This window comes from Sphingomonas panni (assembly GCF_022664435.1).
Classification (GTDB): Bacteria; Pseudomonadota; Alphaproteobacteria; order Sphingomonadales; family Sphingomonadaceae; genus Sphingomonas; species Sphingomonas panni.
Genome location: NZ_JAKREU010000016.1, coordinates 18688 through 32291, shown reverse-complemented (window position 1 = coordinate 32291; position 13604 = coordinate 18688). Strand labels below are relative to the sequence as shown.

Below are 13604 nucleotides of genomic sequence, written 5' to 3'. Positions count from 1 at the left end.
TCGAAGCGGATGCTTCCTCGGCGGCGGCGGCCTGTTCGGTCGCACCCTGGCTCACCTGTTCCGACGACGCGGAAAGCTGCTGGCTGCCGGCGGCGACATTGTCGGCGGCACTCGACGCATCGCCCACCACGACCCGCAGCCGTTCGATCATCGAATTGGTCGTCTCCACCAGATCCTTGATCTCGTCGTTGATCCGCACCTCGATCGTCTGCGTCAGGTCGCCGCCTGCCACGGTGTCCAGCGCGATGCCCAGCTGCTTCAACCCGCGCGACACGATCAGGCTGACCCACACCGCGCTGCCGATGGCGATCAGGATCGCGGCGATCGCCACGCCGACCAGCGTCGTCCGCGCGCTTTCATAGCTGGCGGCCGTCGTGGCTTTGGCGCCGTTCATCAGCGTGGTGTTGGTCGCAACGATGTCGTCGAGAACGGCGTACAGCTTCTTCACGACTGCGCGCGACCGGGAAATCGACTGAAGCCCCGCTTCCTCCCCCTTGCCGGCAAGCGCGAGCGTGCGGACATTCGAATTGATCTGTCGGAATTCCTCCCATTCGGCTGCGGCCGCCGCCCAGCGCGGCTTGGCCGGATCCGGCGCCTTGTCCACCGCGTCACGGATCAGGTCGGTCGTCGTCGCGATCTTGGCGACGGAATCCTGTTCGAACTGCCGTATCTGCGCCGGATCGCGCGAAATGACCATGTTCTTTTCGAGGCGGATGACTTCGTTCACCTCGACCTGCACGCGCAGCGACCGTGACTGCCGTGCAGCCGGTCCGTCGATGACGTCGCCGATATCGGCATTCATCTGCGACATTCGGCTGACCCCGATCACGACGATCGCAATCAACATCGTCACGACGACAGCAAAAGTTATTCCCAGTTTGGCTTTAATGGTTGAACGCATTCGTGTGATCCCCCCGCTCGTGCGACAACTGAAAACTACCTGCTATCCGGCAGTCGTCAGATCGTCCGTCGTACGGGAATAGGGCGGATGAATTTAACAATGGATTGCATGAATATTAAGCATTGTTGAAGGAGTATTAACGCGCGTCCCTTTCAGTGGGCGCTTCGACTTGGCAACGACCCGGTTTTCGAGCGAGGTGCGGTTCACAAAACAGAGCGTATACAGTGAATTGGTTCGCATCCGTACCGAGTTTCCCGTCGCCGGCTCCGCCCGCCGATCGGTTCGCTGCGTTAAGGGAAAAATTTGCGGCCCACCCGGCATGGCGTTGTCGCGCGCCTGTCGTTACCGGTCGTGCCCAACGAACAAGGGGACAGGCGATGGCTGGTGGATTGGTTGCGCTGCTCGACGATATCGCGGCGATCGCGAAGCTGGCGGCGGCCTCGCTCGACGATGTGAGCGCGGCGGCCGGGCGCGCCGGGGCCAAGGCGGCGGGGGTGGTGATCGACGATGCCGCCGTCACCCCGCGCTATGTCGTCGGCCTGTCGCCGGCGCGCGAACTGCCGATCATCGGCAAGATCGCGCTGGGATCGCTGCGCAACAAGCTGCTCATCCTGCTGCCGGCCGCGCTGATCCTGAAATTCTTCGCGCCCTGGGCGATCACCCCGATCCTGATGGCGGGCGGCGCCTTCCTGTGTTTCGAGGGGGCGGAGAAGATCCTCGCCCCGCTGCTGGGCGGCCATCATGCCGAGGAAGCGGCGGCGATCACCGACCCGGCCGAGCTGGAACGCACGCAGGTCAGCGGCGCGATCCGCACCGACATGATCCTGTCGGCGGAGATCATGATCATCGCGCTGAACGAACTGCCCGCGCTGTCGATCTGGATGCAGGGCATCGCCCTTGCGGTCGTCGGCATCGCGATCACCATCGGCGTCTACGGCGTCGTCGCGCTGATCGTGAAGATGGACGATATCGGCCTGGCCCTCGCCCGCCGGACGAGCGCGCTGGCGCAGACCGTCGGGCGCGGCCTGGTCAAGGCGATGCCGGTCGTGCTGAAGGCGCTGGCGCTGATCGGCACCGCCGCGATGCTGTGGGTCGGCGGACAGATCATCCTGCACGGGATGGAGGAGTTCGGGTTCACCACCCTCCCGCACCTCGTCCACGATAGCGCGCATCATGTGGCGGAGGCGGTGCCGGGGCTGGGTGGCGTACTGGAATGGATCGTCAACGCGGCCGGCGCGGCGGTGTTCGGCATCCTGATCGGCGCGGTGATCGCCGGCGTGCTGCACATCCTGCCGAAGAAGCACTGACGGGCGGGGTAGTTACCCCCCCGTTCGGTTCGAGCAGCTTCGAGCGAAGTCGAGAAGCGTCTGTCGAGAACCCAGAGTTCGGGGCAACCCCTTCTCGACTACGGTTCTCGACAAGCTCGAACCTCCGCTCGAAGCAAACGGAAGGGAAGGGGCGAAGCCCCTACCGCCCCCGCGCCAGCCGCTCCTCGGTCGCGGTGAACGCCGACCCCGCCGACGCGTCCAGCGCCACGTCGGTTGCGAAATAGGCGACGCCCGTCCCGGCCTTCAGGTCGACCCACAGCCCGGAGCGCAGGCCATAGGCGTCGCCGGCATGGCCCAGCCGCAGCCGCCCGTCGCCGAACGGGTCGTCGCGGCACCCCCTTGCCGGCGTGGCAAGGAATGTCACCGCCAGCCCATAGCGGCACATAAAGCCGCCCTGTTTCGTACCGGTGGTCACATCGCTGCCGGTGTCGCCATTGGTGCCGTCCCACGTCCATAGCGGCGTGGTCAGCAGCGCAAAGGCTTGCGGCGACAATATCCGCCCGCGATCGCTCCGCCCGCGCCGCAACAACATCCGCCCGATCGTCGCCAGCCCGCGTGCCGAGATGCGCAGGCCCCCCTGCGGCGAGAACATCGCGCCGTTCACCCCCGCGCGCCACCGCGACAGGTCGCACGACCCGTCCCGCGCCGGTTCGACCGGACAGGCGGGCGCGCGGCCATGATGATCGTCCTTGGTCGGCTTGCCCGCCCGATATTGCACCACCGCGCGCCCGGCGACGTCGGGCGAACAGCTCGCCCAGTTATAGCACGCCTCGACCCCGAGCGGTTCGAACACCAGCCGCGCCATCGCCCGGTCGAACCGCTCGCCGGTCGCCCGCTCGATCACGCTCGCCACGATGGGGAAATTCAGATTGGCATAGGCGAACCACGTCCCCGGCGCATGGGCCGCATCCCACGCCTTCGGATCGGCCAGCACCGGTGCCAGTTCGGCATCGAGCGGCAGGACATAGTCGACCCCGTCGACGATCCCCGCCCGGTGCGACAGCAACAGCCGGAGCGTGATCGGCACGTCGGGAAAGCGCGGATGCCGCAGTCGCCAGCCGAGCAGGTCCGACACATCGGCATCGAGGTCGAGCGTGCCGGCATCGACCAGCCGCAGCACCGCGATGGCGGTCACCAGCTTGGAGATGGAGGCGACCCGCACCGGATCGTCGGCGGTGACGGGACGGTCGGTGGCGATGTCGGCCAGGCCGCGCGCGACCACCGCCGTCTCGCCCCGTCGGTCGAACGCCACCCGCACCTCGGCGACCGGCTGCGCCGTCGCGGCGGCGAGGAGGGCGGCGATCATCTTCCCTATTCCTCCATCAAAATCCGTTGGCTTCGAGCGCAGGTTCGAGCCTGTCGAGAACCGAAGTCGAGAAGGGGTTGCCCCACACGACAGCGTTCTCGACAGACGCTTCTCGACAAGCTCGAAGCTGCTCGAACCGAACGGGCGGGGGAAGCAAGCCCCCCCCTAGAACTTCACATCCGCCTGCACGGTGAACGCCCGCCCGCGCGGATCGGCGACGCGCGGTTCCCATGCGCCGCCCGACCCGGTGTTCGAATCATAGGTGATCGCGAACGGCGGATCGACGTCGAACAGGTTCTTGACCCCCAGCGTCAGGCGCGTCGCCTTGTTGCCCAGATTCAGGAAGCTGACCGCAAGGTTGTAGGTGACATAGGGCTTCACATATTCGTTGAACCCCGGCCGCGTGACCGTGCCCGCCGCGATGCCCGGTAGCGCCTGGTTCTTGTACCCGTCGCGATACAGCTGGGTCAGCGCGATCGTCACCGCATCGTTGGTATAGCTGACGAACGCATTGTGCTTCCACTTGAGGCTCAGGTCGCCGGCAAAGCTGAACACGCCGATCAGGCTGGGGCCATAGGGCGCATTCTCGGTCAGCTTCTCGCGGCGCTTGAGCATATAGGTGCCGTCGATCCCGGCCAGGAAGCTGCCGCCGAACCCGTCCACGCCACCGCGCGCGGTCAGTTCGAGGCCCTGCGTCCGCCGTGCACCGGCATTGATCCAGCGGCGGTCGATGATGGTCAGTTCGCCCGCACCGTTGCGAATGAAGCGGTCGGGGAACAGGCCCGCATTGTCGATCAGCTCGCGCTCGGTCAGCAGCTGGATCGTATCGTCGACATTGATCGCCCAGAAATCGACCGACGCGCTGAACTTGGGCGCAGGCTGGATCACCACGCCCGCGCTGAACATCTTGGCGCTTTCCGGGCCGAGGTCCGGGTTGCCGCCGGTATAGATGTTGGGCTGCACCGCCTGACACGCCGGGTTGGTCGTGTTGGGCACGCCGCCTGGGCAGCGCACCGGATCGGCAAGGTCGCGACCCGAATAGGGCGAATCGGTCAGCCCGTTGAACACCTGGTTGAAGGTCGGCACGCGGAACCCGGTGCTGAACGATCCCCGGAACATCAGCGGTTCCCACGGCCGCCACTTGGCCGATACCTTCGGGTTCGTGCTGGTGCCGAAATCGCCATAATCGTCGATGCGCAGCGCGCCGGTCAGCTCGAACCCGCGGAACAGCGGCAGCAGCAATTCGGTATAGGCCGCCTTCACCTGCCGGTTGCGCCGGCGCAGCGCGTTCACATTGTCGAATGCGGCGAGGAAGATGACCGGTGCGTTCGCGGCGGCCGCTTCCGATCCGTTGAAGCTGTAGGTTTCGCTGCGGAAATCGATGCCGGCGGCCAGCTGCGCCTTCCCGCCGGGCAGGCGGAACAGCGGGCCGGCGATCGAATAGTCGATCTGCTTCACCTCATAGCGTCCACCATACAGCGTCGCCCCTTCGGCCGACACGGCGGCAAGCCCCGCCAGCGCGGCGTCGCTCTGGTTGATCGAGAAGGGGTTGAGGATGCCGCTGTTGAGCAGCCCGGCAAGGCCCGGCCCGCTCGCCCCCGGCGCGGTCGGCGCCAGCGGGTCATAGGCACCGCTGTTGAGCGTGCCCCGATAATAATAGCCGCTGCCCAGCGTCGAGCTGGCCTCGCTCTTGGCGTACGACCCGCCCGCGCGATAATCCCATCCGGCCCAGAGCGGCCCTTCGGCGGCCAGCGTGACGCGGATCGTCTTGGTATCGGTTTCGTACTCGCGCGGGCCGCAGGCGATGCAGCGCCAGCGGAAGGCGATCGGCTTGCCGTAGTTGGCGGCGACCGCCGGGAACGTGCCCCGGATCGCATTGTACACCGCGTTATAGGTCGGCGCGGTCAGGCCGTTGAGCGGATAGGCGACCTGGAAATTGGTCGTGTTGCTCGACACCTGCGCGTTGGAGAACAGCTTGGCCGAATTGGCGTTCGATCCGGTGACCTCGACCGAGAGCTGATGGTCCTCCGCCACGCGCGCGACGGCGCGGGCGAGGTAGGTCAGCGTCTTGATCGGCTGCTGGATCACCGCCGCGCGGCCCGTATCCCAGGCACAGGCATAGCGGGCGGACACGTTGTTCCACAGCGCATCGTCATACGCCATGCCGCCGTCCATCGATTCGCAGCCGGCCCCGCCAGGCAGGTCGAGGATGTTGATGCCGCCGGTCGCCGCCGTGGTCGTGCCGGGGATGACGAGGCCGGGCAGCAGCTGCGCGGTCGCGGTGCCGCCGAGCAGTGTGCCGCCCGCCAGCGTGCTGCCTTGCAAGGTGGAGCGATTGAGCGGAAAGGCGGTGGCGATCGGCGTGCCGCGCGTATCGACCGACAGGCCGCGGTTCGGCTGGTTGCCGTTCACGAAGTCGCGGTTCGCGCCGAACAGGATGTTGTTCCAGCGATAGGCGACCGCGCCCATCACGTTGAACCCCTGATCGTCCAGATCGCCATAGCCGGCGATGGCCGACACGCGATAGATCGCGCCATCGCCCTGTTCGGTGATGTCGGTCGCGCCCATCGCGCCGACGCCCTGATAATCGGTGCGGGTGATGAAGTTGATGACGCCGCCGATCGCGTCGGTGCCGTAGATCGCCGATGCGCCGTCCTTCAGCACCTCGACCCGCTCGATCGCGGCGAACGGAATCTGGTTCACGTCGACCGCCGCACCCGACAGGCCGTGCGCCGCGACGCGGCGGCTGTTGAGCAGGACCAACGTCGCCGCCGAACCCTGTCCGCGCAGGTTCGCCGCCGACAGCCCGTTGGTGCCGCGCTGCGCGCCGGTGGTGACATCGGCGTTGGAGGCGAGGTTGTCCGCGCCGGTGCCGTTGCTGGTCAGCAGGCTGATGAGCTGTTCCGGGCTGGCGATCGCGTTGCGCTCGATCTCGGCATTGCTGATGATCTGCAGCGGCAGCGAACTGTTGTTCGGATCGCGCTTGATCCGCGATCCGGTGACGAGGATTTCGCCGTCATCCGCCTTCGACGCTTCCGAAGTTTGCACCGCGACGCCGGTCGGCGTGGCCGCCTCCTGCGTCGTCACCCCTTCGCTGACGGTCTGCGCACTCGCATTGCCCATCGCCATCGTCGCGGCCAGCAGCGATCCGCCCACCAGCATCCAAGCCTTGCCCACCGCCATGTTCTTGCCCCCAAGCCTGCGCCGCCCTGTCCCCCGAGCGGCTGTCAGCAACAGTAAGCAACAAAAGCGGCGCGGTGCGGAAGGGGGCGTTCGGCAAGTTTTCACGGAACCGTAGCGTTACGGTAACACTCGCCCAAATTTTATGGGAACGCCATAACGTCCGGCTATAGCGCGGCGGCGGCGGCCAGCAGCGCGGCGTCCATCGCCGGGGTGGCGGAGGTGCCGTCGGGATTGTCGTTGGCGTACAGCGCAAAGGTCAGCATCTGACCGCTCGCCGCGGTCATCGTGCCGGCCAGCGCCGACACACCGCTCAGCGTGCCCGTCTTGGCATGGACTTTCCCGGCCAGCGACGTGTCCTTGAACCGGCGCGACAGCGTCCCGTCGACTCCGCCGACCGGCAGCGTCGCGATCCAGCGCGCGCCCCAGGGCTGCGCCTGTGCCCAGGTGAGCAGCGTCACCATCGCGCGTGGCGTGACCCGGTTATAGGTCGACATGCCCGATCCGTCGGACAGGTCCCACGCGGTGCGCGGCACGCCGGCCGCCGCCATCATCCCCTCGACCCGCTTCAGTCCGTCGCCGATCGACCCGCCGCCGCGCACCCGTCCGATCCGGCGCAGCAGCAGTTCGGCGTGCAGGTTCTGGCTGGCCTTGTTGGTGATCGCGATGTCCTCGATCAGGGGGGCGGGCTGCACCCGCGCCAACATCGGTGGCATCGTGCCACCTTCGACGACGGCGCCGTCCTCCTCCGCCCGGTGCGGCCGGTGCCGGACCCCGACCTTCCCGGTCACCCGCACACCCCGCTCTCGCAGCAACTTCGCCAACGTCCAGGCGGCATGATGCGCCGCGTCCTCGACCCCGGTCCTGACCGTCACGCCCGGCCCCGGCGCGACCGTTCCCGACAGCCGCAGCACGTCGCTGCCCGGCATCCGGTCGAACGACACGTCGTTGGTCTTGCCGACCCGTATCCGGTTGTCGACACAGTAATAATCCGACCCGCCGACCACCGCGCGGTCGCCCTCTGCGGTGACGGTAACCGCCAGTTCGTTGTCGTCCAGCGTCAGCGCGGAAGCGGCGGTGCCATAGCGCCCGGCCATGTTGTTCCACCCCATGCCGGGCGACCAGCGCTGGTCGGGAAAGCGGCTGTCGTCGCCGATCACGTCGCCCACCACCCGCGTCCTGGCGGCCACGGCATCGGCCAGCGTCGACAAGCAATCGACCCGACAGTCCGCCGCGCTCGACAGTCGCGCATCGCCTGCGCCCACCAGCACGACGTCGCGCCCTTCCATCCGCACCCCCGCGCCGCCATCGTCGGCGGCATCGAGCGGGAGGGTGGCAAAGCTCGCCAGCGTCGTGAAAATCTTGGTATTCGAAGCGGGTACGAAGCGCCGGTCCGGCTCGATCGCGACCTGTTCGACGCCTGCCGCATCGCGCACCACCATGCCGAACCGGGTGCCGGCCGGTGCCTTGGCAAGGGCCGCGCGCACCGCTGCGTCCACCGCCGGGTCGGGCGCGGCGGCCACCAGCATTGCGCCTGCCATCCCGATAATGATCGCTTTTATCGTCTGCATGGCGGCTATCCTACGCGGTGCCCATGGCGGCGCAACCGTTGGACGGGCGCGGTATAGCCGGTACATATGGAGTCATGCTCCATCGCCTTTTGCTCGCGCTGCTGCCCCTGCTGCTGATCGCCGCCGACCGGCAGGCCGGGAGGGAGACGGCAGTGCTGATCCGGGGCGCGCGGGTGTTCGACGGTACCGGGGCGGCGGCGGTGCCGGGCGACGTGCTGGTGGTCGGCGACCGGATCATGGGCGTCGGGCGGCATCTGAAGCGGCCGCGCGGCACGCGGGTGATCGATGCGCGTGGGCTGACGCTGCTGCCCGGGCTGCACGATCTGCACACCCATCTGCGTGCGTCGGGCTATGGCAGTCCCGACGATCTGGGCAAGGCCTGGGCTTCGCATCTGGCGAACGGCATCACCAATGCCAACGACTTTTCACTGTCGGGCGAGATGCTTGCGCCGATCCGCGCCATCGCCGCCGAAGGCAGCATCCCGACGCCGCGCCTGAACCTCGCCATCCGGCTGGGCGTCCCGGGCGGGCATGGCACCGAATATGGCTGGGGCAGTTTCTTCACGCTGACCGCCACGACGCCCCGCGCGGCGCATGTCGCGATGAAGACCGCGCTGGCGTACCGGCCCGACGTCATCAAGGTGTTTGCCGACGGCTGGCGCTATGGCCGCTCGCCCGATCTGGCCAGCATGAACGTGCCGACGCTCAGTGCGATCGTTGCGGACGCCCATGCGGCGGGCCTGCCGGTCATCACCCATACGGTGACGTTGGCGGGCGCGAAGATCGCCGCTGCCGCCGGGGTCGATGCGCTGGGGCACGGTATCGGCGATGCGCCGGTCGATGCCGAACTGATCGCGCTGATGAAGGCGAAGAACGTCGCCTATGTGCCGACGCTGGTGGTGTATGAACCGCAGCAGGACCGGACCTTCGTGCCGCTGGAATGGCGAAACCTCGCCGCACCGGAACGGGCGGCGGAGGCGGCGCGCATGGCCCGCCCGGTCGAGGCGATCCCGGAACTGGAATCGAAGCGCTGGGCCATCATGCAGGCCAATGTCCGCGCGCTGCACGCGGCGGGTATCCGCATCGGGGTCGGCACCGATGCCGGGATCGGCGGGGTCTATCACGGGTCGAGCGCGGTGCGCGAGACGCGGCTGCTCGGCCGTCTGGGGCTGACGCCGGTCGAGGCACTGGTCGCGGCAACCGGCGGGGCGGCGGATATCCTGCGACAGCGCGACCATGGCCGGATCGCGGTCGGGCAACGCGCCGACCTGCTGCTGGTCGGCGGACGGCCCGATGTCGCGATCGACGACCTGCACGACGTCCGCCGCGTGTTCGTCGCGGGGCGGGAGATGCCGCTGGACGATCTGCGGCGGCGGATCGATGCGGCCGAAGCGACGCCGATGCCGGCCCATACCATGGCCGGCCCGATCGATACCGGCGCGCGGGGCGACGGCCGCACCGACCTCGACACGCTGCCGGTGGAAAGCACCGAGCCGGGGACCGATCACAGTCGGCTCGACATCGTCCGTTCCGATGGCCCGCACGACCGGCACCTGTTCGCGGTGGCACGGATGGGCGCCGCCGACCGGCCGTTCGCCGCGCTGGTGCTACCGCTGACGAAGGGGGCGATCGACGTCGCCGATGCGCGTGGCTTTGCCGGCATCGCGTTCGAGGCGCGGGGGGCGGGGGTCTATAGCGCGGCCTTCGAGGTGTACGGTGCGCGCCGTGCGGGGCGGGCTTCGTTCACCGCGACGGGCGAGCGTCGCGAGATCCGCCTGCCGTTCAGCGCCTTCGCCAGTGGCGACACCCCGCTCGACCTTACCGCCTTGCGCAGCGTCGCCTTCCGCCTGACCGGCGAGCCGGGCGGGCGGGCATGGCTCGAACTGGCGAAGGTGCGCTTCTACCGCTGAGCGGCGCGCGGCACGGTCAGGGCGAAGGCCAGCACGACCGCGAACGACAGGCATGGCACCAGCATCGCGGTCTGGATCGACACGGTACCATGGCTCAGCCAGCCCATCAGCGGCGGAAACACCGCCCCGCCGATCACCGCCATCACGATCAGCGGCGCGCCCAGCGGGGCGCGCGGCCCTAGGTCGCGGACGCCGAGCGAGAAGATGGTGGGGAACATGATCGACATGAACAGGCTGCTGAGCGTCAGCGCGTAGATCGCGACCATGCCGTGGCCGAGCGCTGCGACCAGCATCAACAGAATGTTGGCGATGGCGAAGGCGGCGAGCAGCCGGGTCGCGACGATGCGGTGCATCAGCAGCGTGCCGATCAGCCGCCCGGCAAGGAAGAGCGCGAGGCTGATCGACAGGAGATAGGCGGCCTGCCGTTCGGGCGTCGCGGGGCTGATCGTCTTCACCACGTCGATGAAGAAGCTCCAAACCCCGACCTGCGCACCGACATAGAAGAATTGCGCGGCCACCGCCCAGCGCAGTGCCCGGACCCCCAGCACCGACCGCAGCCCCCGCAGCGTGTTGCCGCCGGTGTCGCGCGGTACTTCGGGCAGGCGGACCAGCGCGACGGCGATAGCGATCAGCACGACCACGCCGGCCAGCACCAGATAGGGCAGCTGCACCATCTGTGCCTCCGCCGCGCGATAGGCGGCGCGGGCGGCGGGGGCCATCGCATCGAGCGACGCGCGGTCATGTTCGACGCCGGAAAAGATGAACTTCGCGCCAATGATCGGAGCGATGGCCCCGCCCAAGCCATTGAACGCCTGTGCCAGGTTGAGCCGCTGTTCGGCGCGTGCCGGATCGCCGAACGCGACGATATAGGGGTTGGCGGCGGTTTCGAGGAACGCCGCGCCGGCAGCGATGACGAACAAGGCGGCGAGGAACGCGGCATATTCGCGTGTCTCCGCCGCCGGAAAGAAGAGCAGCGCCCCGGCTGCATAAAATCCCAGGCCCGTGAGGATGCCGGTGCGATAACCGAAGCGGCGCAGCACCAGCCCGGCAGGCAGCGCCATGACGAAATAGCCGATATAGAAGGCGAACTGGACCAGCCCGGCTTGGGCACGGTTGAGGTCGAGCGCCTTTTGAAACTGGCGGATCAGCAGGTCGTTGAAATTGTTCGCGACCGCCCAGAGGAAGAACAGGCTGACCACCACCGCGAAGCCGGCGGCATAGCCCGGCGCGATGAAGCGCCGCCCGGTCCCGGCAGTGGTGACGGCGGGCGGGGCGGCGGGGGCGATCACGGATGATCGCTCAGGGCGAAGATCGGCGTCATCGGCGTCCAGCGGCTGCCATCGGGTGCATCGGGCAGTGCGCGCTGGAACTCGCCCATGCGCGCTTCCCATGCCGCGACCTCGGGGTCGGCGGCGTCGGCTTGCGCCTTGCCGGCGGGATCGAAACCGGGCGCCACGGTCATCGTCATCACCAGCCGGTTGCGGAGACGGAAGATCTGCATCTCCTCGACCCCCCCAGCCCGGATTGCGGCCAGCACGGGGGCGGGCACGTTGCCGGGTTTGTGCCAGCGTTCATATTCGGCGATCGCCGCCGCATCGTCGACGAGGTCGAGGGTCAGGACGCGGATCATGCGTTCGACCAGCCCCCGTCGATCACATGCACCGCGCCGGTGGTGTAGGACGATGCGTCGGAGGCGAGGTAGAGCGCCAGTTCGGCAATCTCCTCCGCCCGGCCAAGCCGCCCCATCGGCTGGCGCGCGGTGAAGGCGGCGCGGGCGGCCTCCGCATCGCCGGTCGCGGCCATGCGCTCTTCGAGGGAGGGCGACTGGACCGTGCCGGGGCAGATCGCATTGCAGCGGATGCCGGACCCCACGAAATCGAGCGCGACCGACTTGGTCAGGCCGATCACCGCCGCCTTCGACGCGGTGTAGACGAACCGGCCCGGCACCGCGATCACATGGCTGGCGACCGACGACATGTTGACGATCGATCCGCCGCCGTTCGCGATCATCGCCGGCAGCAGCGCACGGATCAGGCGATATTGCGACCGGGCGTTCAGGTCGAAGCTGAAGTCCCAGTCGGATTCCTCGGTCGTCAGGATCGTGCCAGCATGGACGAAGCCGGCGCAGTTGAACAGGATGTCGACCGCGCCGACCCGTGCCGCGAAATCCTTGATCGCCTGTCCGTCCATCAGGTCGACGACATGCCGTTCACACCCCGCCAGGGTCGCCAGCGCGTCGCCGTTGATGTCGAGCGCCAGCACGCGCGCGCCTTCGCGGGCGAAGAGTTCGGCGGCGGCGCGGCCGATGCCCTGTGCGGCGGCGGTGACGATGGCGGTTTTGCCGGACAGGCGGGTCATGCGGTCTCCTTGGGAACGGGGGCGTCGGCGCGGATCAGGCCAGCATCGATCAGGTCGGTCCACAGCGCCGCGGGCAGGGGCAGGGTCGCCAGCGTCACGGCCTGCGTCACTTCTGCCGGATCGGCCATGCCGGGGATCACCGCCGTCACGGCCGGATGCGCCATCGGGAATTGCAGCGCGGCAGCGGCCATCGGCACGCCATGGCGGGTACAGATCGCGGCGATGGCATCGACCCGGCGCGTTACCTCGGCCGGGGGTGTTCCGTAGTTATAGCGGGCGTCCGGTCCGGTGCCCGAGGCGAGGATCCCCGAATTATAGGGACCGCCGACGATCACCCGCACGCCTCTCGCCAGGCAACGGGGCAGCAGCGTGTCGAGCGCGTCCTGCTCGAGCAGCGTATAGCGCCCGGCGAGCAGGATGACGTCGAGGTCGATTCGGTCGAGCAGTTCCTCGCACACCGCGATCTCGTTCACGCCGATGCCGATCGCGCCGACCGTGCCGGCGTCGCGAAGCTCGCGCATCGCCGGATAGCCGCCGTCGAGGAAGGTCGCCATCTGCGCCGGTGCGTCCGTACCATGGGTCATCGCACCCAGATCATGCGCCAGCAGCAGGTCGATCCGGTCGCGGCGCAACCGCCGACGGCTGGCATCGAACGAGGCGAGTACCCCGTCCCGCGAATAGTCGAACGCACTTTCGACCGGTTCGGGCGAGACGAAGCCCTGTCGCTCGGCGGCAAGGTCGCGGTCGGGGGCGGGGCGCAGCACCCGGCCGACCTTGGTCGAGACATAGGCCTGCTGACCGGGATCAAGCTCGGCCAGCGCGTCGCCCAGCCGCCGTTCCGACAGGCCGAAGCCGTAATGCGGCGCGGTATCGAAGCGGCGAATGCCCCGATCCCATGCGGCGTCGATGGTCGTACGGACGGCGTCGTCGCCGACCGGTCGATACAGGTTACCGATCGCGGCCCCGCCAAAGCCAAGCTTGGCAGGGACCAGCCCGTGCGTCATTGCCTATCCTCTCTTCGCTTATATTCGCGAAGAAATTTCACCTGTC

The 13604-nt window shown here is 68.1% G+C and carries 10 protein-coding genes; 2 read left to right on the top strand and 8 right to left on the bottom strand.

Annotation, left to right across the window (positions count from 1 at the left end):
* Window positions 1–847, bottom strand: an 847-nt coding sequence (locus tag MF609_RS19265; RefSeq protein WP_242417699.1) for a HAMP domain-containing protein, incomplete at its 3' end; no start/stop codon positions are given.
* 431 nt (window positions 848–1278) lie between these two features.
* On the opposite strand from MF609_RS19265, the gene MF609_RS19260 reads away from it, so the two are divergent.
* On the top strand, window positions 1279–2208 hold the full coding sequence (locus MF609_RS19260) for a DUF808 domain-containing protein (RefSeq protein WP_242417695.1): 930 nt from the start codon (window positions 1279–1281) through the stop codon (window positions 2206–2208).
* Window positions 2209–2368: 160 nt separating this feature from the next.
* On the opposite strand, the gene MF609_RS19255 is transcribed toward MF609_RS19260, so the two are convergent.
* The 3 genes from MF609_RS19255 to dacB all read right to left on the bottom strand — a co-directional run bounded on the left by MF609_RS19255 (window position 2369) and on the right by dacB (window position 8286).
* A complete protein-coding gene (locus MF609_RS19255) occupies window positions 2369–3535 on the bottom strand; it encodes a serine hydrolase domain-containing protein (RefSeq protein ID WP_242417694.1) in 1167 nt (388 codons plus the stop codon).
* Between the two features lie 165 nt (window positions 3536–3700).
* A complete protein-coding gene (locus MF609_RS19250; RefSeq protein WP_242417693.1) occupies window positions 3701–6718 on the bottom strand; it encodes a TonB-dependent receptor plug domain-containing protein in 3018 nt (1005 codons plus the stop codon).
* Window positions 6719–6882: 164 nt separating this feature from the next.
* Window positions 6883–8286 (bottom strand): D-alanyl-D-alanine carboxypeptidase/D-alanyl-D-alanine endopeptidase, encoded by a 1404-nt coding sequence (gene dacB / locus MF609_RS19245; RefSeq protein WP_242417692.1) that lies wholly within the window; start codon window positions 8284–8286, stop codon window positions 6883–6885.
* Between the two features lie 74 nt (window positions 8287–8360).
* Here dacB and MF609_RS19240 point away from each other — a divergent pair, with 74 nt between their 5' ends.
* Complete coding sequence (locus MF609_RS19240; RefSeq protein ID WP_242417691.1) at window positions 8361–10196, top strand: amidohydrolase family protein; 1836 nt, start codon at window positions 8361–8363, stop codon at window positions 10194–10196.
* Here MF609_RS19240 and fucP read toward each other — a convergent pair.
* Genes fucP through MF609_RS19220 form a run of 4 tightly spaced genes read right to left on the bottom strand, consistent with a single transcriptional unit; the run spans window position 10187 to window position 13558 of the window.
* Window positions 10187–11485 carry an L-fucose:H+ symporter permease gene (gene fucP / locus MF609_RS19235; RefSeq protein WP_242417690.1) on the bottom strand — a complete coding sequence of 433 codons (1299 nt, stop codon included), beginning with the start codon at window positions 11483–11485 and terminating at the stop codon, window positions 10187–10189. The two genes, MF609_RS19240 and fucP, sit on opposite strands and share 10 nt — an antisense overlap.
* Window positions 11482–11826, bottom strand: a complete 345-nt coding sequence (locus tag MF609_RS19230) for an L-rhamnose mutarotase (RefSeq protein WP_242417689.1) — start codon at window positions 11824–11826, stop codon at window positions 11482–11484. The genes fucP and MF609_RS19230 overlap by 4 nt, the downstream gene beginning before the upstream one ends.
* Complete coding sequence (locus MF609_RS19225; protein WP_242417688.1) at window positions 11823–12554, bottom strand: SDR family oxidoreductase; 732 nt, start codon at window positions 12552–12554, stop codon at window positions 11823–11825. Before MF609_RS19225 ends, MF609_RS19230 begins: the two co-directional genes overlap by 4 nt.
* Window positions 12551–13558, bottom strand: coding sequence for an aldo/keto reductase (locus MF609_RS19220; RefSeq protein WP_242417687.1), 1008 nt, complete (start codon window positions 13556–13558; stop codon window positions 12551–12553). Before MF609_RS19220 ends, MF609_RS19225 begins: the two co-directional genes overlap by 4 nt.
* Window positions 13559–13604 lie beyond the last annotated feature (46 nt).

Bases quoted from the DNA above. Each gene is read 5' to 3' on its own strand.
- MF609_RS19230 (WP_242417689.1), bottom strand. From the start codon at position 11,826: ATGATCCGCGTCCTGACCCTCGACCTCGTCGACGATGCGGCGGCGATC.
- MF609_RS19255 (WP_242417694.1), bottom strand. From the start codon at position 3,535: ATGATCGCCGCCCTCCTCGCCGCCGCGACGGCGCAGCCGGTCGCCGAG.
- MF609_RS19240 (WP_242417691.1), top strand. From the start codon at position 8,361: ATGCTCCATCGCCTTTTGCTCGCGCTGCTGCCCCTGCTGCTGATCGCC.
- MF609_RS19250 (WP_242417693.1), bottom strand. From the start codon at position 6,718: ATGGCGGTGGGCAAGGCTTGGATGCTGGTGGGCGGATCGCTGCTGGCC.
- MF609_RS19260 (WP_242417695.1), top strand. From the start codon at position 1,279: ATGGCTGGTGGATTGGTTGCGCTGCTCGACGATATCGCGGCGATCGCG.
- dacB (WP_242417692.1), bottom strand. From the start codon at position 8,286: ATGCAGACGATAAAAGCGATCATTATCGGGATGGCAGGCGCAATGCTG.
- MF609_RS19225 (WP_242417688.1), bottom strand. From the start codon at position 12,554: ATGACCCGCCTGTCCGGCAAAACCGCCATCGTCACCGCCGCCGCACAG.
- MF609_RS19220 (WP_242417687.1), bottom strand. From the start codon at position 13,558: ATGACGCACGGGCTGGTCCCTGCCAAGCTTGGCTTTGGCGGGGCCGCG.